Annotated in this window: 18 protein-coding genes; 13 read left to right on the top strand and 5 right to left on the bottom strand. The window is 34.9% G+C overall.

The features are described 5' to 3' along the window. Positions 1-61 precede the first annotated feature (61 nt). Complete coding sequence (locus A6754_RS22130; protein ID WP_066451173.1) at positions 62-1,195, top strand: PD-(D/E)XK nuclease family protein; 1,134 nt, start codon at positions 62-64, stop codon at positions 1,193-1,195. Between the two features lie 42 nt (positions 1,196-1,237). Here the strand turns inward: A6754_RS22130 and A6754_RS22125 are convergent, their stop codons facing one another. Together A6754_RS22125 and A6754_RS22120 are read right to left on the bottom strand one after the other, a co-directional pair. Next, positions 1,238-1,732, bottom strand: coding sequence for a Holliday junction resolvase RecU (locus A6754_RS22125; RefSeq protein ID WP_066451170.1), 495 nt, complete (start codon positions 1,730-1,732; stop codon positions 1,238-1,240). Between the two features lie 281 nt (positions 1,733-2,013). Beyond that, positions 2,014-2,763, bottom strand: a complete 750-nt coding sequence (locus A6754_RS22120; protein ID WP_066451167.1) for a hypothetical protein — start codon at positions 2,761-2,763, stop codon at positions 2,014-2,016. 892 nt (positions 2,764-3,655) lie between these two features. On the opposite strand from A6754_RS22120, the gene A6754_RS22115 reads away from it, so the two are divergent. The 4 genes from A6754_RS22115 to A6754_RS22615 all read left to right on the top strand — a co-directional run bounded on the left by A6754_RS22115 (position 3,656) and on the right by A6754_RS22615 (position 6,165). Next, the gene (locus A6754_RS22115) at positions 3,656-4,882 is read left to right on the top strand and encodes a hypothetical protein (RefSeq protein ID WP_066451165.1); all 1,227 of its coding nucleotides are present in this window, start codon (positions 3,656-3,658) and stop codon (positions 4,880-4,882) included. A 129-nt stretch (positions 4,883-5,011) separates the two neighbouring features. Continuing rightward, positions 5,012-5,569 carry a YdcF family protein gene (locus tag A6754_RS22110; protein ID WP_066451163.1) on the top strand — a complete coding sequence of 186 codons (558 nt, stop codon included), beginning with the start codon at positions 5,012-5,014 and terminating at the stop codon, positions 5,567-5,569. Between the two features lie 83 nt (positions 5,570-5,652). After that, positions 5,653-5,892 (top strand): hypothetical protein, encoded by a 240-nt coding sequence (locus A6754_RS22620; protein ID WP_082851790.1) that lies wholly within the window; start codon positions 5,653-5,655, stop codon positions 5,890-5,892. A gap of 27 nt (positions 5,893-5,919) precedes the next feature. After that, a complete protein-coding gene (locus tag A6754_RS22615) occupies positions 5,920-6,165 on the top strand; it encodes a GNAT family N-acetyltransferase (RefSeq protein WP_371806985.1) in 246 nt (81 codons plus the stop codon). Between the two features lie 116 nt (positions 6,166-6,281). On the opposite strand, the gene A6754_RS22100 is transcribed toward A6754_RS22615, so the two are convergent. Then, positions 6,282-7,715, bottom strand: coding sequence for a hypothetical protein (locus A6754_RS22100; protein WP_066451161.1), 1,434 nt, complete (start codon positions 7,713-7,715; stop codon positions 6,282-6,284). Between the two features lie 495 nt (positions 7,716-8,210). On the opposite strand from A6754_RS22100, the gene A6754_RS22095 reads away from it, so the two are divergent. From A6754_RS22095 to A6754_RS22075, 5 genes are all read left to right on the top strand, one after another. Beyond that, entirely contained in the window at positions 8,211-8,654 is a 444-nt protein-coding gene (locus tag A6754_RS22095; RefSeq protein ID WP_066451158.1) for a helix-turn-helix domain-containing protein, read from the top strand. Positions 8,655-8,716: 62 nt separating this feature from the next. Next, on the top strand, positions 8,717-9,712 hold the full coding sequence (locus A6754_RS22090; RefSeq protein WP_066451156.1) for a hypothetical protein: 996 nt from the start codon (positions 8,717-8,719) through the stop codon (positions 9,710-9,712). Between the two features lie 134 nt (positions 9,713-9,846). Next, positions 9,847-11,856 (top strand): type I restriction-modification system subunit M, encoded by a 2,010-nt coding sequence (locus A6754_RS22085; protein WP_066451154.1) that lies wholly within the window; start codon positions 9,847-9,849, stop codon positions 11,854-11,856. Further along, a complete protein-coding gene (locus A6754_RS22080) occupies positions 11,856-13,202 on the top strand; it encodes a restriction endonuclease subunit S (protein WP_066451144.1) in 1,347 nt (448 codons plus the stop codon). Before A6754_RS22085 ends, A6754_RS22080 begins: the two co-directional genes overlap by 1 nt. 15 nt (positions 13,203-13,217) lie before the next feature. After that, positions 13,218-16,205 carry a type I restriction endonuclease subunit R gene (locus tag A6754_RS22075; RefSeq protein ID WP_066451142.1) on the top strand — a complete coding sequence of 996 codons (2,988 nt, stop codon included), beginning with the start codon at positions 13,218-13,220 and terminating at the stop codon, positions 16,203-16,205. A gap of 34 nt (positions 16,206-16,239) precedes the next feature. On the opposite strand, the gene A6754_RS22070 is transcribed toward A6754_RS22075, so the two are convergent. Next, entirely contained in the window at positions 16,240-16,542 is a 303-nt protein-coding gene (locus tag A6754_RS22070; protein WP_066451139.1) for a hypothetical protein, read from the bottom strand. Further along, on the bottom strand, positions 16,529-17,515 hold the full coding sequence (locus A6754_RS22065; RefSeq protein ID WP_066451137.1) for a ParM/StbA family protein: 987 nt from the start codon (positions 17,513-17,515) through the stop codon (positions 16,529-16,531). The genes A6754_RS22070 and A6754_RS22065 overlap by 14 nt, the downstream gene beginning before the upstream one ends. Positions 17,516-18,662: 1,147 nt before the next feature. Here A6754_RS22065 and A6754_RS22060 point away from each other — a divergent pair. From A6754_RS22060 to A6754_RS22050, 3 genes are all read left to right on the top strand, one after another. Beyond that, on the top strand, positions 18,663-18,917 hold the full coding sequence (locus A6754_RS22060; RefSeq protein ID WP_066451134.1) for a hypothetical protein: 255 nt from the start codon (positions 18,663-18,665) through the stop codon (positions 18,915-18,917). Positions 18,918-19,011: 94 nt separating this feature from the next. Beyond that, positions 19,012-19,815 (top strand): four helix bundle protein, encoded by an 804-nt coding sequence (locus A6754_RS22055; protein ID WP_066451131.1) that lies wholly within the window; start codon positions 19,012-19,014, stop codon positions 19,813-19,815. Position 19,816: 1 nt separating this feature from the next. Continuing rightward, positions 19,817-20,203 (top strand): four helix bundle protein, encoded by a 387-nt coding sequence (locus A6754_RS22050; protein ID WP_066451128.1) that lies wholly within the window; start codon positions 19,817-19,819, stop codon positions 20,201-20,203. The last annotated feature ends 432 nt before the right edge of the window (positions 20,204-20,635 follow it).

Here is a 20,635-nt window from a genome sequence, read left to right as displayed (position 1 = left end):
ATGGAAAATGTCTTTTTTAATACAGTTGCTTAGAAAACCTCATAAGAAAGGAGAGAGATAAATGCGTAACAACTACGGGTTCTGGTCACTTTCAAAACACAAGATGCTAATGGAGTGCGAAATGAAGTGGGCGTTAAATTATCATATATCGAAGAGAGGTGAATTTGATAGTAAGCCACCAATCCTCCAACTTGCATGGCGATTGAAACACCTAAAAAATGTGTTTTTACTCTTTGGAGATTTGCTTCACAAAATCATTGAAGAAGAAGTCAATAAATTTATGGAAACAGGAGAGGTCTTATCTAAAACTAAAATAAGGGGAAAGTTGAGCGATATGCTTGAACAGTCGTTTAGAGAGTCCCAAAATGATTTAAACCTGTGGTACAAAGATCCCAAAGCAAATACTATGCTTTATGAGATTTATTATGATGGTGGTTTAGGTGAGAATACTACTGAGTTTATTAAGCAAAGAATAGACAAGTGCGTTAGCGGATTTATCCATTCTAAAACAATTAATGAACTTATTATTAAAGGAAATGTGAAAATAATGGAGGCAGAAAAATTCCGCTCATTTTATGTGGATGGAGTTAGAGTTGTTCTTTCAGCCGATCTTATATATCATGACCAAGATAATGAAGTATGGGGAATTGTCGATTGGAAGTCAGGAAAGCAGACACAGCATGACGCACTACAGCTTTCCCTATATGCAATGTATCTCGAAAATACATATGGAGCAAAATTACAAGACATCCTGGTGAGTAATGATTTCTTAGAAAGTGGTACAAGCAAATCATATGTTATAGATACATACGAAACTGATAATCTACGAGATTTAATTCTACAAAGTGCAAAGAGAATGGCTGAGTTAGAAGAGAACTTACATAAATCTGACACAGAAGTAATGGAACTGTTTCACAAGACGGAGAACAAAGAGCGATGTGATACATGCAACTTTAAAGCTATTTGCTTGGATGAACAAAAGGATATACATATTAACAATTTCTTACGTGGCATTGGGAGAAAAAAGGGGGAGAGAATGGTGAAAGAGAGAGATATTATTATGATGCGAGAATTTGTACGAAGTGGTATGCCAGTTGACGAAAGGGTGGTAGAATTTTTGGAAGAAAGTCCCTATGAAACTGAGGATAGCTATAGAGCAAAATTGGAACGAATGTCAGAGTTTATGGAGTATTAGTCAAAACCCAACTTTCTCAAAATGGATACACTATGGATAATATCATATTGCACAATCTCCGAGAATGGGGCTAAGATCGAATCGATAGCGTGTGCGAATTAGTGTGGCAGGAAGGTTGATGCCATTTTGCTGAATCCATTCAATAGGGAAACTATTACGGTCGGCGTGATAGTAATAGTAATGCACTTTCTCAGCAGGAACGAAAAATGTCTGGTAATCATGTGATCGGAAGTTGATCACAAAGCCTGCAATAATGCCAGATTGTTTATTGTGAAGGAAGAGGGTGTCAATCTGATATTGATTGATGTTTGCAAATGGAAGGGACTTTTGCTTCGTGGTTTTGAGTTCGAATAGAAAAATGATGGGGTAACTGTAGGCAAAAAAATCATAGCTGTTCTTTACGTTCGCAAACTTCATCGTATCGTCTTTTAACCGCTGAACAAAAATCTCAGAAGGAAAGCTGTTGAAGAACTCTTTCTCAAACACCTTACCATGATTGGTCTTACTTTTATTTTTAGTTGTTAATGTCGTAGTCATAAAGCCTTCTCCTTTCTGTTAGTAGATGTCTTACCTTATATGCAGAAAGTGAGAAAATATAAGAAACAGCAAAGGCCCTCAATAAGAGGGCCTATCTGTTTAAAAGTTAAAATTTGCTTAGGTCTTGTTCTTATCTTTAGCCTTTAAGTTATTGATAACTTCCATTAGCTCTTTTACTCGGAGATCGGCAGTTTTAATTTGCTTTTGTTGAACTTCTTGAAATGCTTTTTCTTTATCGTTATTAGTGTCCTCCTTCTTAGGGAGTATTATGGAATAATACTTTAAGAGAAAAGTTCAGGCAGATGATTTAAGCCATAATATTCGAGTTCATATTCCCACTCTTCAAACAGAAAAATAATAAGGTTATCGTTTAAGCCATCTTCTACATGCTTAATAAATGCTTGTCTATCCATTTCTTTCTCTTTTTCATAGTTTTCGTTCCGATAGTAGACGGTTTTATTGATGACTGTAATAATTTCAGAACTCTCTTTTGCATTAGCAATAGCGGCCATTGCGTCTTCAGTGGTATTGAAATGGTGAGATTTACAATCGAAAATAGCGTTAAGAAACTGATGTGGAAGTGTAAGAGCAGGTTTAGAGGTGTAGATGTTTCCGACCGAATTGATAGAGAATTTGGGCTGAATAAAGCCATCTCTTTCATGTTGGAGAATAGCTTCATACTTCTTCTTTAAAAGTAGACATTTTCGATATTCGATATAAGCAATAACAAAAGATTCTCTTGGGAAATGCTCAGATAGTTTACTTAGACTTATTTTTGCATTGTCTTCAAGAATGTAGTGCGTGTTATTGCTATATCTTCTAACAAAGAATTGATTACAGAAATTAATTATTGATTGTTCGGACATGAAGTTATTGTCTACCTTGATACCGTTTGAAATCATTTCATCACCAATAAACTTCTCGGCATCTCTAATCACTGATATACAATCTTTAATACAGATTTTAAGAAGCTGTGGGTTAATTTTGATAGGGGTATTGTTAAGGCGTTCTAAGAGCATTTCGTAGGTCATATAGAAGTTCTCCTTTTGTATGGGGTATTAGTGTAAGCGAATGAAACTTGTTATGTTTATCATAAGCGAAACCTGGAAGAGAAAAAATAGCAAAACGGTTCTATGTTGTTTGAGTCCTCGATATTTAAAATGATCGTTTAAAATTGCTCTACCCCTTATGGCTGTTAGGTTCATAGGATGTTGGGAAACGGAACAATAATCACTTATATATTACTTGATTAAAAACTCTTAGAGCTAATTTACATCTTTAAATGAGATTATCTACTATCTCTTTTATGTACTTTTGATACTGCAAATTCAGTAAGTATGTCTTATAGACATATTTGCGAACGCCCCTTTGCAATTCCTACTGAATATCTCCTAAACACAATTAAAACCTTTCTTCTAATGGAACAACTTTTAGTTGTTTAAGAGCTGTCATTGATGTAATACTCAATTTCCATAGAACTTAAAATGAACTGGTTTGACAATTGTCAACACCACTAAGAAATACAACAAACAATCTACATATAGTATAGAGCATTCTAACTCTGTATTTACTGACGCTGTATATAGTAAATGTGTTATAGATGTATCTTATGAATTCATAAAACACAAATAACGTTATAGTAAGTTTACAGTTTTTGGTTTACTATTTAGTTAATTAGTTGCAAAATTTTCTAACTAAAAGGAAACTTGCCATGCCATGAAATTTTTTTAATAGCTTGAAATGAATCTACTCCATTACATAAATCATTTATGGAGTTTCATGCAAATGGTAGTGCTGAGCATTGGGAAGTACATATTGATTTTGCAATAAGTGGTAGTGAAAGTATCCACAATGATAAGCTCGTTTATAGCTATTGGTTAGTAAATAAGAAGTTCTCCATATAACGCTTATTGAGGTGAAATTATGTATTACAGATCAGAATTATTATTTAATAAGGATGATATATCCAACTATCTATTAGAAATGAAAAATCAACTTAAAACTGAAATTTGGAAAGAAACAGAAGATTATCTACTAAACGTGGGTACACAGCAATATTTACAACATTTAAAGAGCAAATATGAGTTAAATGAAATAGTAATACACACCGAGGAAGCATATGCAGAACCGAAAGAAGAATATATTAAGGCAGAGGATTTCCCGTATGACTTTCATGTAGTTAGTGGTAAAAGTTACCCAAAGCAGGTTTATTATTTTAATGTACCGTATTCTGGTAATTCAGACCTATTGAGTTATAGACCTTCTACTTTTACATTATCACCACCAAGGGCATATATAAATTCAAATATGTTAGTGTTGAGATTTGTTCAGTTTTACGATGATGTGCAGAGAATAAATAAAGAATACGAATCTTTTATTAACAGTTTACAAGGAATGGTTAATAATTTGAATAATGATATTAGGCAGTACAATGGTGTTTTGGAGCCACATATTTTAAACATTGTTAATTTGAGAAAAGAAGAGATTTTAAAAAGAAGAGAACAATATGCCTCATTAGCTGTACCTATAAGAAAAAAAGATAATGTGTCTTATACATTTTCTATTCCATCGCCAGAAATAAAAAAGAAAATTAACTTAAAACCTGTTCAAACTGCGAAGGACTTTACACCCACTCCTGTTTTAAGCCAAGAAGTTTATTTTGATATATTAAAAATAATCAATGATATGGGGAAAGAATTTGAAAGAAAGCCATCAGTGTATTCTAATAAGGGTGAAGAGGATTTAAGGGATCACTTTTTAATGCTATTAGAGCCACATTTTGGTGGGAGTGCAACAGGTGAAACATTTAATAAAAGTGGAAAGACAGATATTTTATTACGCTATGAAGGTAGTAATGTTTTTGTTGGAGAGTGTAAATTTTGGTCAGGCAAAAAGGGCTTCCTTAAAACAATAGATCAGCTATTAGGTTATCTAACTTGGCGAGATTCAAAGACTGCCGTAATTATGTTTGTACCTAATAAAGATTTTAGTAGCGTAGTCGACACTGCTAAAGAAGCAATTACACAGCATCCTAATTATTTAATGTTTAATGGTGATTCAGACGAAACATGGTCAAACTATACATTTCATATAAGTGATGACGATAACAAAGAGATAAAATTGGCACTGATGCTATACCATATTTCATAAACCTGCGTTTACAAAAGATTATATTATACCTACAACATGAGAGCAAAGGGCTTATTCCGAGGCTCTTTAAAAGGTTATCCAACTTACGATACCGTAACGTATTTGTTTTATATAAGGGGAAATTTACTGATGACTTATCCTTTTGATTGTATTACTGAATTTATTTTCGTAGAAACAGAAATTTCTTCAGCAGATGTTATTTTAGTTCCTGGTGCAAACCATCCTCAGCTAATGGAAAAAGCAGTTGATTTATATAAACAAGGATTCGCACCGTACATACTCCCATCTGGTGGATATAAGCCACACGTAGGATCTACCGAGTGGGAATATCTAAGTAAAATTGCAATTGAATATGGACTACCAGAGGAAGTAATTTTAAAAGAAGATAAAGCACAACATACCTTGGAGAATGCTCGTTTTTCTTTAAAAGTTCTAAGAGATAAAGATATATCTTTTAATAAAGCTATAATTGTTTGTAAGGCAGGACACTCTCGGCGAGCATTATTATGTTATCAACACGAATTTCCAAAAGAGGTAGAGTTTCTTGTCTCACCTGTTGTTGATAGACATGGAATAACTAAAGATAACTGGTTTCTTACTGAAATTGGAATAAGACGTATAATGACTGAAGTTCAGAAAATCGGTAAATATTTTGGAGATTTTATTCCTACTTGGGTAAATAAATAATTTAATTCAACTATCGGGGTGCTTCAATAAATATTTTTGAGAATAATGGAAAGAGTCGCTTTACTTAGAGAGGAGATAAACAAATGATTGAATTACGAAAAATAAACGGGGATAACATAGATGAAGTAATAGCACTTGAAGTTGAAGAAAACCAGAAAGAATTTATATTAGAAACTACTAACCTTAGATGCTTTGCAGACGCTCATATGTTGAACACAGACGGTACACCAGCTTCGCCATTAGCTATTTATGCGAATGATACGATGGTTGGATTTTTGATGTATATTTACGATACGTTAGATCATGAATCATTTAAAAAATAACTTTTCTATGGCAAAAAAAGTTATTTTATTTGGCATAATATGATTGATAGAAGTTACCAAGGGAAAGGATATGGAAAACTTGCTTTTGAAAAAGTGTTGATGGATATTGAAAATATGCCATATGGGGAAGCTGAATATGTAGCCCTCTTCTATCATTCAAGTAATGTCATAGCTAAAACATTATACGCTTCATTTGGTTTCGTAGATACAGGAATCATTCAGGATAATTCTATGTTGGCGATTATAGACTTGAAGAATCAACCAACTCCTTGAATTATGAGCAACTCAGAATATCTTCTTTAACTAAAGAGCGTTAGTTTAATATCACATATCAATACAAAGGAGCATCGGTATTTTGATACCGATGCTTTTACGTGTCTTTTTCAACTCTAATCTACTTCTTCAAAGTCATTGTATTGCTCTTGCTGTTCAAAATGCTGTAATGACATTTCATACAGCTCTTTAGCTGGTAGATCAAATAGGGAAGAGTCTTGCAATGAGTAAATCTCTTCTTCAGGAGTCTCCTCCAAATTCTTCACCAAACCCTCCTCAAACGCTTCATACGGAAAGTCCATAAGAGATTTTTCTGCTACCCTTTCAAGTTTATCTGGTTGCAATTTCATAATGGAAACTTCACGTACATTTATTATGGACTTAGCTTTCTTCTCCCCAAGCACAATTTTTAAATTCTTACCCGTAATTTGCTTTGCAGTAGTAATTTTATTCATTCTTAGTCGCTTTGCCATTTTCTCAGCTTTTCTCAGAAGTTCTGAATCATAGTACGGAATTGTCATGAAGGTAATTAGATGAAAATGATTGTTGTTACCTTGGATGGAGTGGGCGATTTGAAGTAATTCTTCTTTGTTATTGAGGATTTCAGACGGAATTTTGTGGAGGAGACCTAATACTGCAAAGAGGCTGATAGCCACACAAAAAGTGGAAGGGTGTCTTTCAACTCCGTATTTTTCATTAACGAGCTTGGCAAGGTGACGAATGGAGATAAAGAATACAGTATCATTCTTGATGGCGTGTCGTCTTTCAGTAATATTTTGAAAGGCGAATTGATGGAGTTCATCTAAGATATAAAGCTGACTTTTGGTAATCGAGTAGAGGTTGGGGTAGAGGGTATCCCAATCGGATGCTTCATCAATCATTGTTTGATTGCTTTGATATTTTTTCTGTTGATATTTAACGTATTCCAAATCTCTGTAGTTGACGTTAAGGATTGTAGCAAGCCTTCTACGAGCCGTTGGGTATCCCATAGGCTTTCCAATGTTGTCATCTGAACATGCTATCTCAATTAAATCAAGTAAAGAAAATCCAATGGTTACAGCCGTTTTTACGTTCTTAGAGAAGTAGCGATAGTACCCTTTGTTATCTTTTGAAATCCACCCTACGTGATTTTTTGAGAAGATACAGTGTTCCCATTTCCCTTCATCAAAACGCTTAAACGAAGGAAATACAGTGGAGAATAGATTTTGTTTGGAGATGTAATCAGTGAATTGTTTATCTGTCTTTACTGATGGTGGTAGTTGATAGTGGGCTTTATCAGAAGTTTGAAAGAGGGGAGTAAGGTTGTGACCAAGGATATGAGTTTGAAAGATTTTCTTGTTGCTTGCTGTGAGCTTCAAATACTTCCGAATGATGCCATTCGCCAGTTCTTTCTCTAACACCTGCTTCGCTTCAAAAACTTTATTCATATATTCTACTCCTGAGTATCCCTGCTCTTTTAATTCCGTTCGTACTTTATCTAACTTTTTGCTCATATAAGCCTTCTTTCCTAATTTGGATAGCTTGGGTGTAAATAGTTTTTGTAATGTCATTTTCTTACTCTCCTTTGGTATTAGATTTAAGGGCGAAGTTCCCTTAATTGATATTTTCGTACAAATGCAAGTTTTCTTCTATATGAAAACGGTTCGACCTGGTTCGAGAGAATAGATGTAAGGAGAGTAGGATGAAGGACTAAGGTTAAAGGATAAATGCTTGAATAGAGGGAGATTTCAAATGTTGCAAAGATAACTGAATAGGATATTAGATGTATTCAATTATATTTAAGGTAACTGTATTAGGAGTAAATGCTTTTGTGGTTGTCGAGAAAACGGTATTACGCAAAGAGGAATAGGGAGGTAGGAATAAACAATTCAGGATAGACGAAGTTCATGTTGTTACTTAGAAAACATCAATGGAATTCTTCGAGAAATACTTATAGATATGTTTTCGTGGGTTATCAAATGTCAACTCCAAATCTATCATATAAGGTATTTGATTTACAAAACAGGATTTCGTAATTGCGAAAACGTTTAGGAGGGTGACAGAAAATGAAAAAGGGAAGATCAATGAATAAAAATTTTGGGAGTATGCTATTTTATCTGAGGGAAAAAAAGCAGTATTCATTGCAACAGTTGTCGGACAAGACGGGTATTTGTCCAACATATATCCATAAATTGGAGAAAAACAAAAGAAATTGTCCAAGTTATCCTATTGTCTCTAAATTAGCAGAGGCGTTGGAAGTGGATGTCATTGATTTGTTAGAAGTGTCTACTAATCATAGTGTTAGAAGCTCGCTAACATTTGAACAATTAGTTATGTCTAATAGTTTTGCAGTAGAAGGAGTAGATGAATTTACGCCACAAGCAAAGAAGTCCTTATTGTCTTTAGTAGATGTGATCATTGATTTAGATTGGGAAAAAGAAACGTTAATCGGAGATATGTACGAGGTTATGCAGGCTGTAGATGAATTTAAAAAGGGTATAAGTGCGTAGATAACGTTTGGAGTGGAAGAGTTTTTCCTCTCCTCTTATTTAGATTAAAGGTGGGAAATGAAATGAGCAGGAACAATAGTGAAAGGGAGAATATCTTAAATCTATATATTACGCTTTGTAATAAACAAGCATTAGAGGATATAGTTTCAGAAGAAATAAATGCAATCCAATTAGAAAAATATTATCAAGGCAGTAAGATTGATGTCTATGCGGAAACTGAACAGGGAAAGTTTTTATTTGTTGAAAACCAAATTAAGCCAACAGATAAGGCTCACTTTGAGTCAATTCAGAAACTCATTTTAAAAGCTCCTGATAATTCAATAGTAATTTGGGGGGCAGTATCCTTTTCAAACAATTTTTTGGAAACAGTTGCTGAGTTAGTAAGTAGTATTAATTATAAACGAATAGAGTTTTATGCAGTTGAAATTAATCCAAATCTCCTTGAAATTTTAGATGAATTGAATCAACTACACATCATAAAGGTTATTGATAATTTACCAAGGTTACAAGGAATAGACACTTATACGACTACGTTTGATAAGTACGTTAGTAGTTGTCAGCACCGTACACCGAATAACGAATACGAAGGCTATGTAAGGAAGTCTGTTCGTGAAAGGACTAACGAATGTATTGTAAGGGAATTAAGAAGTAAAATTAAGTATCCTCTTTTCTTTAGAGAGAAGAGAACGATGGATATTAACAAATTACGCTATGGAGCAGGGCGAACTGCCATCGATTTTGAATTGTATTTCGCAGATCGCAAGCAAAATGCTTTTGTTACTTGCCAATTCACGAATGAGACTACGGATATATTCAAGTTAATTTGTGCTAAGAAGAGCATCTTTGAGGAAAAGATAGATAAACAAGTCATAGTAGATGAAAATAATATGAGGCTATATACTCTCGTAGAGCAATATGAACACAAATTTGATAAGATTGATCAGCTTGTTGATTTGATGGATAAGTATATATTTTATTTGTCGAATTATACGTTTTATCTAAACAAGCCAAGTCAGAAGGAAATGTGGGAGCAACATCCAGAAGGGTTATTAGAATAAAGAATTGGGAAGAAGGGTGGATGAATTAAATCTATCCTTTTTTCATTTCTTATATTTGGAAAATTATTTTGTTATATAGTAATTACTGATAGAATGAATTTATAAACGAGTAAGTGATAAGGAGCAAACAACAGATGATAAACTTTCAAGAAAAAGTAAACTTTATATGGTCGATAGCTGAGATTCTACGTGGCCCATACAAACCAGACGACTACGGGAAAGTGGTATTGCCGATGGCTGTATTGCGTAGATTTGACTGTGTACTGGATGATACAAAAGAAGCTGTATTGCAAAAACATGAGCAGTTTAAAAACCTTCCAGAAGAGTCAAGGGATGAAATTTTAAATCGTGAAGCAAAACAGAAGTTCAGTAACATCAGTAAGTATGATTTTTCTAAACTATTAAGTGACTCAGATAATATTGCAGATAATTTACGTGATTACATAAATGGATTCTCACAAACGGCAAGGGATATAATCGAGTATTTTGACTTTGATAAGCAAATTGAAAAGATGGATCGCAATGATTTACTATACCTTGTTGTAAAGCGTTTTAGCGAAATTGACTTACATCCAGAAATTGTTTCAAATGTCGAAATGGGATATATCTTCGAAGAATTAATTCGTAGGTTTAGTGAGCATGCCGAGGCGGGGGATCATTACACGCCAAGAGAAGTTGTAAGGCTAATGGTCAATCTATTATTCCTTGAAGATGAAGACATCTTGACTAAGCCAGGTATTACTCAGACATTATATGATTCATGTGCAGGAACAGGCGGAATGGGTTCTGTGGCACAAGAATACTTAAAGGAAATGAACCCTACAGCAGAGCTTGAATTCTTTGCACAAGAAATCAATGAGGAATCGTATGCCATTTGTAAAGCCGATACATTGATTAAAGGTGAAGAAGCTAAGAATGTTCGTTTTGGTAATACATTATCAAATGATGCTTTTTCTAATATGAAATTTGATTATTTGATTACCAATCCTCCCTATGGTGTGGAGTGGAAACCAAGTGAAAAGGTGGTAAAAGCAGAACATGAAAACATGGGCTTAAATGGCCGCTTCGGAGCAGGATTACCGAGAATTTCGGATGGACAACTTCTCTTCCTACAACATCTTGTATCTAAAATGAAGCCTGTATCAGCAGACAATCCTAAAGGTTCACGTCTGGCTATTATCATGAATGGATCGCCTTTGTTTACAGGGGATGCAGGTAGTGGAGAGAGTGAAATTCGCCGTTATATGATAGAGAATGATTTGGTTGAAGGGATCGTAGCTATGCCAAATGACCTTTTTTACAATACGGGCATTTCAACGTATGTATGGATTTTAACCAATGCAAAAAATCCTTTGAGAAAAGGTAAGATTCAGCTTGTAAATGGCGTTCATTTCTATCAAAAGATGAAGAAAAGTATGGGTAGTAAGCGAAATGAACTATCAGAAGAGCATATTAACGAGATTGTTCGCTTATATGGAGATTTAAAAGAAGGTGAGTATGTTAAACTCTTTGACAATGAGGACTTTGGCTACCATAAGATTACTGTTGAACGACCATTACGTTTGAACTTTAAAATTGATGAAGAGAGAGTAAAAGAGCTTTCCACTCAAACAGCCTTTGCAAACTTAGCTAAATCGAAGAAAAAAGGTGAGACAGGAGCAAAAGAGATTGAAGTTGGAAAGCAACAGCAACAAGACATTGTAGATGCCCTTTTGTCCATTCAATCAGATATAGAGTACAAGAACCGAGAAGAATTCACGAAAATGTTAAAGAAATTGTTTAAGGACAAAGGATTAACGATAGGTTCACCTTTACTAAAAGCAATCTTAAATGTACTATCTGAGAAAGACGAAATGGCTGACATTTGTGTTGACGGTAAAGGTAATCCAGAGCCAGACACAGACCTACGTGATACAGAAAATGTACCTTTAAAAGAAGATATTCATGAATACTTTGAACGTGAAGTAAAGCCTCATGTTCCTGATGCGTGGATTGACGAGAGCAAAACAAAAGTTGGGTATGAAATTCCATTCACTCGCCATTTCTATCAATATACTGCACTAAGAAGCTCAGCCGTCATCAAGGAAGAGATCAAAGCATTGGAAGAGAGCATCTTGGAGAAGTTGAAGAAGGTGATGGGGTGATGGAAAATCATTATGTTTATCATCCGAGCGGTGTTGATTGGTTAGAACAATTGCCCGAAAATTGGAATGTAGTAAAATGGAAATATTTATCAAGTGAAAGAATGATGTATGGTGCAAATGAATCTGCTGAATTAGATGACAGAGACTTACCAAGGTACATTAGAATTACGGATTTAGATTCACAAGGAAACCTAAAAGATGAAACTTTTAAGTCACTATCATATGAAAAGGCTAAAGGTTATATGTTGAAAAACGGAGATATATTGCTCGCAAGAAGTGGTGCAACTGTTGGTAAAGCATATATTCATAAAGGTGATTTAGAGGCATGTTTCGCAGGTTATTTAATTCGATACAGAGCCAATGAAAATATAGTAAATCCGAAATTGGTATATTATTATACTCAAACGATGTTGTATGCAGATTGGATCAGAGAAAATACTATCCAAGCAACAATTCAAAATGTAAGTGCAGAGAAATATGCAAATTTATCAATGCCTGTTCCTCCTAATCAAGAACAGAATAACATTGTATGTTTCCTCGATAATAAAACATCTGAAATCGATTCTCTTATAGCAAACAAAGAAAAACTGATCGAATTACTCGAAGAAAAACGTCAAGCGACCATAACGGAAGTAGTGACAAAAGGATTAAATCCTGATGTGAATATGAAGGATTCAAATGTGGATTTTATAGGTCAAATACCAGAGCATTGGGAATTAAAAAAAATGAAAAATTTATCGCAAATAGAATCAAGTAATGTTGATAAAAAGACTGTTGAAAATGAAACGCCTGTTTTGCTTTGTAACTATGTTGATGTCTACTATAATGACGAAATCACAAATAAAATTGAGTTTATGAAAGCTACGGCTAAGCCAGAACAGATAAAAAATTTCACTTTAAAGAAAAATGATGTAATTATTACCAAAGACTCCGAATCACCATTAGATATAGCAATTCCTACTTGGGTTGGGGAGGATTTAGATGGTGTTTTATGTGGATATCACCTTGCTCTTTTACGCCCAAAGGAAAGTGTTCTGAATGGGTTGTATCTATTTTATCTATTAAAATCATCACAAATTCGAGAGCAATTTTATTCAAGAGCTAACGGGGTTACAAGGTACGGTTTATCAAAAGAAGCTATAAAGAATGGACTCTTTCCTTGCCCACCACTTGAAGAGCAATTGTCTATCGGAGCATATCTATATGAAGCTAACAATGAAATTAGTAATGGAATAGTTTTAATTAAGGATCAAATAAACAAACTTAAAGAATACCGCCAATCTCTCATATATGAAGCAGTCACAGGAAAAATTGATGTGCGGGATTATAAAAAAGTGCTGTCGTAATAGGGAGGGGAAGAAATGGCGATTGATTATAGTGAGAAGGGGTTTGAAGAAAATATAGAGAGTACCTTGATAAGTTCTGGCTATATCGAGCGTAAGATTGTAGGGCAAGACTTAGAGGGGTTTAGAAGGCATGCCATTGATATAGAAGTGTTCTTTCAGTTTTTAGAAGCTACACAGCCTAAGTCTCTGGAACGTCTTCAAAAGGCTTACAAAGTGCAGTACAAGGCTAAAATTGTAGACCGTCTTCATCGTGAGTTGGACAAGCGTGGGATGATAGATTGCTTACGTCATGGCATTAAAGATTACGGTGTTACCTTAAAATTGGCATACAACAAGCCTGTAAGCACCATGAATCAAATGCTCCAAGACCTGTATGAGAAGAACATATTTACGGTTAGTAGGCAGGTCTATTACAGTAAGAACAACCAAAATAGCTTGGATATGATGATTTCTTTAAATGGTCTACCTATTGTTGTCATGGAGTTAAAGAATCAGCTAACAGGTCAAAATGTCGAACATTCTATGAAACAGTTTGAAGATGACCGAGATCCTAATGAACTTCTTTTTCAATTTAAGAAAAGAGTGATTGTTTACTTTGCGGTGGATACCGATGATGTTTTTATGACCACTCGACTCAATAAGGATAAGACCTACTTCCTACCATTTAACAGAGGGAATAACGGTGGGAAAGGAAATCCTCTTGTCTATGATAACTACCGAACGTGCTACCTATGGGAAGATATTTTGCAGAAGAATAGTATGTTGGATATCTTATTCCGCTTTGTCTTTATCAAACAGGAAGATGTATTGGATTCAACAGGAGAAATCATTGACAAGAAGGAAACGGTTATTTTCCCACGTTATCATCAGTTAGATGTTGTTCGGAAGGTTGAAGTAGATGTTCAGGATAAAGGCGTAGGAGTCAACTATTTAATACAGCATTCAGCAGGGAGTGGGAAAACCAACAGTATTTCTTGGTTATCCCATCGACTTGCCAAACTGCATAATGAGAACGATGAAGCTGTATATAATAGTGTGATTGTCATTACGGATAGAAGGGTGTTAGACCAACAACTACAGGATGCGGTCTATCAGTTAGAGCATAAAGCAGGAATGGTTGAGAAGATAGATAAGGATTCAAGCCAACTTGCCAATGCTCTTACAAATGGTACAAGAATCATCATTACAACTCTACAAAAGTTCCCTTTTATCGTAGAAAAGGTAGGAGAGTTTTCGAGAGGGAAATATGCGATTATCATTGATGAAGCTCATTCAAGCCAAGGTGGTAAAGCCTCAACAGCGATGACAAGTCTACTATCTGATAAGACATTAGAAGAAGCTCTTGAAGCAGACCGCATTGCCGAAGAGAATATGGAAGATATCGAGGAAAAGATTGCAGAAACGATAGTGAAAAGTGGGAAGCAAGACAATATCTCCTTCTTTGCCTTTACAGCAACACCAAAAGCTAAAACGATTGAAAAGTTCGGTACATTAGATGCAGATGGAAAACCTCATGCTTTTCATGTTTACTCCATGCGACAAGCGATTGAAGAGGGCTTTATTTTAGATGTCCTGAAATACTATACAACGTACAAGACGTATTACGAGGTTGCTAAGAATATTGAAGATGATCCAGAGCTACCGTCTGGTAAAGCTACTAAACAAATCGCTAAGTATGTATCGTTGCACCCTCATAACATTGCTCAAAAGACGGAAATTATCATCGAGCATTATCGACAAGTGGCGAGACATAAGATTGGTGGCCGAGCAAAGGCGATGGTCGTGACGGGAAGTAGGCTTCATGCTGTTCGATACAAACAAGCGTTTGACAAATATATAGAAGCTAAAGGGTATGACGATCTAAAGTGTATCGTAGCATTTTCTGGAACGATTGAGGACAAAGGGGTATCTTTTACAGAGCCAGAAATGAATCAATTTGGTGAAAAAGAGTTGCCAGAGAAATTTGCTTCTGATGAATACCAGGTATTACTTGTCGCAGAAAAATATCAGACGGGATTCGATCAGCCTTTACTGCACACCATGTATGTTGATAAGCCATTATCTGGTATTAAAGCTGTACAAACTCTGTCACGCCTGAATCGAACGTGCAAGGGGAAGAACGATACCTTTGTCCTTGATTTTGTGAATGATGCTGAGGATATTCGAAAGTCGTTTCAACCTTATTATGAAGTAACAGGCTTGGAATCAACGACTGATCCGAACTTGCTCTACGACTTACAACAAGAGTTGGATGCTTGCCAGGTATATACTGAGGAAGAAATAGAGGAAGTATGTAAGTTAGAATTCAGTGATAAGAAGAAAACGGTTAAGACTCAGGAGAAATTGAATGCTGTTATTGATAAAGCAGTGGAGAGATTTAAGAAGGACTTAACGAAAGAACAAAAAGATGATTTCAAAGGAGCTTCTTCAAAATTTATTCGAACGTATTCGTTTATCCTACAAATCAGTCCTTTTGCTGACGTTGACCTTCATAAACTCTTTGTTTACTTAAATTATCTAATGAAGAAGCTACCAAGAGGTAGTGGGGATACAGTTTATATTGCAGATGATGTAGCATTACAGTTTTATCGAAATGAAAAAGTTTTTGAGGGAAGTATCTCTCTAAGTCAGGATGGGGAAGTGGAATTAAAGCCACCTTCACATGGTAAGGGAAGAACAATTGAAGAAGAGAAGGAACGATTGTCTTCCATTATTGATCGTCTAAATGATAAATTTGGTACAGAGTTTACAGAAACAGATAAATTAAGTCGTGACCAAATCAAAGAGGATATTGTGAGAAATGAAGATTTAGCTCAAAAAGCTCGCAATAACACTAAAGAAAATTTTAAATTCTCATATGAAAAAGCGTTCATGGATTTTGTGATTTCCAGGATGTCACAAAATGAGCAGTTCTTTATGAAGATGCTTGAAAACAGTGATTTCCGTAGCTTTATTATGGAGGATATGTTTGAGGAAGTGTACTCGGAGTTAAATGCACATTGATATGTAAGGGAGCCAATTGGCTCTCTTTTTTACTCTAAAATAAGTTGTTTAGTAGATCAATGTCTTCCTCAGATAGCTTGCCCGTCTTTTGCTTTTCTGTCTGTGAAGGGGGATTGAGAGGTATTACCTGATGGGTTTTAAGGAGAGCTTCCAGAATCATCTTCTCAATTTCAGACTGCGAAAAGGTTATTTTTGTCTGCTCTTTGCTCATATCTTCTTTTACTAATTTGCAGATATAGTCGCTAACGTTCTCATTGTTTTCTTTCAAGTGGTTAAGGAAAACGTAAACATCATGATACTTTCGTTTGAAGGAAATAGAGATTTTATGCTTTGCCATTCATCTTCGCCTGTAAGACATTAAAGAAAGACAGCACATTAGCAAATTCGGCATCGGATATGAATTCAACGAACGGGTATGGGGAGAGGTATTGCTTCAATATGGTGCTACCCCCGCCTACAACAACAACACTTGTATTAGAGAAGGATATCTTTCTACTTTTTGCGTAGTTGAAGATCATTTCTACGTGATTTTCAATGATTTTCTCGATTATCTCCTTACTTTCTGACTGTTTTATGCCATCCAGGATCAAGTATTTGTCCTTAAAAATTTGTTCGACTACTTCATCATGGATGGTCGTTCCATAATGACTACTTAGTGTTTCAGCAATTTTCCCTCTAAGAATGTGAATGCCGAGAGTGCTTACCGCCATTCTGTCATATTGGGGTACTAATTGGTGAAATTGGAGATAGCTACAGTTTAGACTACCAATGTCGATCACAAGCAGATTTTTTTCTCTATATTTATCCATATCATGGTAAGCCACACCTATACCTTCGGGGGCTAATACTACATTTCTAATTCTAAATGAGAATGGTTTATTATTTACTGTTAGTGCAATTAATTCATTCTTTTTGATATACCCTTCAAACTCTTCTTTCTTTTTCTGGCTCTTATAAATACTTAGAGGCATATTGATAGCAAGGTTGATCTGAGCCAATGCAATTGGTTCTTTTGCCTTTTCAGCCAATTCAAGCAATCTGGTAATAGCCAGATAAATTGAAAGACGATGGTTATAGTTTTGCTTGGATAGGTCATAGTTAATGTGTTCATCACCTACAGCATCACCAACAAGAAAGGATTGGTCTTCGTAAGATACCATGTAGTTATTTCCTGCTATTTCAACACCGAAATCCTGAGCGGACAATATCTTATTTTTAAATTTTCCTTTCTGGATAGAACCGTCATACTTTCCTAAATACTTGCATTCTGATTTGCCACAATCGATGGCAAAATTAAAGATTTTGTTCATTGTTAAAGCCTCCTTTATTAGTTTTTATATTATAGATGACAAGGGCGACTTTATAACAAAAATTCCTATCTTTTTTGTCGTATGTAGTAGGATGATATGCGAAAATATGCTATGTATTAGGAAATCTCTATTGATGATTGTTCAAGGTTCTTTATAGTTAGAACGGGGTACATTACATGAGGCTGTAAGGTTAAATACGCTCATTGATTACGGAACAAGGACTCACTACTATTCTAATTGTTGAAGTAATTTCAATAGAGTGATGATGTTAGGATAATTCGCAAAACGCTAATAGACTTTTTTCATTTGCATAACCCAACTTGGGAAGTCTGCGAGACTTCTATACTGCGAATTCACATTGCGAATTCAATACACTAATTGTAAATCTATTTTCACTTATAATGTAAAAGCTATTTAAGTAATACCCTAATTGATACATTCGATGCTACAAGTGAATGGAATCTCTACTGATTACAGTTAATACCATCAACATTGCTTTTGATTATATGTGTCTTTTATTCCCTGTATATGGAAGTCATTCCAAGGATATTACGGTTGCAGTAATTCATATTGTCGTCTTGAAGACGACTCGCCTACTGCCTGGTGTAACTCCTGTAGAATCCTGCGTAAAATGAAATGGTTTGACAATTGTCAACAGTCTGATCGAATTTGGTGTATATCAAAATTAACTCTTTGATTAGATGTGGTTTTAATGTCTCCGCAATAAAACCTCCTGGATCTACAAATGTTTAAATGAACAAAACAGGATACTTATTGAATTGCAATAAATGAAGCAATTTGGCCGCAGAGTTTGCTGATGATATCACTCATGGAATCCGCAGTAGATCAAGGGTTCTCAAATACCTGGTTTTTTCGTTGTGTAATATAGGTTTATGTTTTGACCAAGTTGATTTTTTACTCAACAGTTAATTGATGAAATCAGCAATTATTTTTTCAATGAGACGCTTCCAACACGTAGTAAGATTTGTTTAAAATGGCTCGAACACCATAGAACCGAAACTACGAATACAAACATTGCCTTTCTTTATATAATAGTTATATCAGATGTGAAAGAATTGATAATTTAATACCATTTGAGAAAGCCTCTATAATTAAATAGAATGGCTAATAGAAGGAGGAAACGAGCATGAACATCTTAGTTAAAAGAACACGTATAAAATATCGAAATGCAAGGGAAAGAGCCTGCTACAACATCATGGATATTGAGTATCACCTAAAAACACTGGCTTGCGATGGACTAATTTGGTGTTTGCAGGAAATGCCAGATACGAGCCAAGCAGAGGAAATCCTTATAAGTCACTACCTCCATAAATATCGAGAAATACAAGTGTATGATGATATTTATGAACCCCAAACACCCTCAACAACAGCAACCTACTAAGCATACAATCCTCACGTTTTTGTTCTCTTTTCAAAACTAAAAAAAACAATACCCTTACACAATTCAAAAAAGACAAGAAAGAAGGCTATTACCTATGAAGATAAGCAAAAAAAGGTATGTTGGAAATGTAAGAGATTTAAAGGTCTATAGGAAGGCATTATTGTTTTGTAAAGTGATGTATGAGATTTCTAAAAGACTTCCGCCAGAAGAATCATACCTTGCCGATTTGTTAAAGCGAAGCAGTTGCAGTGTGGTAGCGAATCTGGCTGAGGGGAATACAAATTTCTACCACAGAAAGGAATTAAATCACCTCAATAGTTCTATCAGCAAAGTAGCAGAAATTAGAGCAGGTCTTGACTTACTAAGGATGCAAGGCTATATCGATGAATCTGTTTATAAGAGTTCAGATTTAAGAGGAGAAGAAATCTTAAAGATGATTATTAAGCTGATGCAACGGATTGAAAGTAAACTTGATCAGGATGACATAGATGAAACAGAAATAGTAAATAAATCAGTAATGCTTCCAATTGAACTTTCAGAGCTTATCAAAAAAGCAACTTTATTCAACAATCATATCCTCGAAATAGTTCAGCAGTACCCTCCGATTGAGAAATACGGTCAAATTGACCAGATTACAAGAGCATCAAAATCCATTCTGGAAAACCTCGGAAATGCTCAAAATGCATCATATCCCCAAAAGAGCCTCTATTTGAATACTTCCCTTGGTAGCGTATCAGAGTGCAAAGCCTTCCTCGATATCTCAGTTATGCAAAACTATATTTCAACTGAACAATTTTATGAAATCAGTAATCTTGGAGACACATTGTTAGATTTGATTATTGAACTTATTAATCATATGGAAGAGAACAATGAAAAAGTATATAACGAGGTGTCTTAATATGATTAAAGTTGAGACTTTCCGTACTTTTGATGTTTACAATCGATCAAACGATTTATCAATGGCGATTAAACAAGCAACAAAGAGTTGCAATGCCGACCTAACAGAGCAGGAAATTGGCGTTCTTAATAAGAAAGTTGTAATTATCCCAACTAAGGTTGCGGCCGCAATTGCACAAGTGAATTTGAAAGTGAGGTTTAAGAAGTTAAACGAAGCGAAATCTACACTTATTCAATTGCAGACGATCATGTTGGATTTAACTGTGAGAAAGAAAATAGACGAGCAGTCATGGGTGGAAGTAAAAGAATTATCAATAGAAGTGATGAAGTTATTAAATGGTTACTTTGGGTGGATTAGTGGTAGAAAGCAGAAGTCAAATTATGACTAATAGTAGTGTAAGTAAATAGAAAATCTTATTTCCAGTAATTCTTTTGGTTTAACTTGGTGTTCTATATAGAGATAACTCGCCTGAACATCTGTAAAGCTGATTGACAGACGTATATTTTATTGCAGTTATCTTATTAAATTGGCTTAAAAAGTTATGTATAGAGTTAAAGGTTGCTTATTTTTCTTCTATAGGGTATCAATCCGCATTCTTACGTCTGGTGAAAATTAAGACTTTCAACATAACTAAGAATTATGTAGAAGGATTATTTTTACAGTCAGCTTACTTGCGAAAAAGCTGATTATCACTATAATAGAATTATAGAAACTAATAGAAATTTAATAGGCGTTATCGCTTTGGGAAGATTTACTTTAAAAAAAGTAAAATCTTTGCCTGAATGCGATAACGCCTATTTTTTTGCCCAAAAAGAAGGAG

It is taken from the genome of Cytobacillus gottheilii, from assembly GCF_001636345.1.
GTDB lineage: Bacteria > Bacillota > Bacilli > Bacillales > Cytobacillaceae > Cytobacillus > Cytobacillus gottheilii.
The sequence above is the reverse complement of the archived record's forward strand: the minus strand, read 5'-3'. Positions and strand labels throughout refer to the sequence as shown.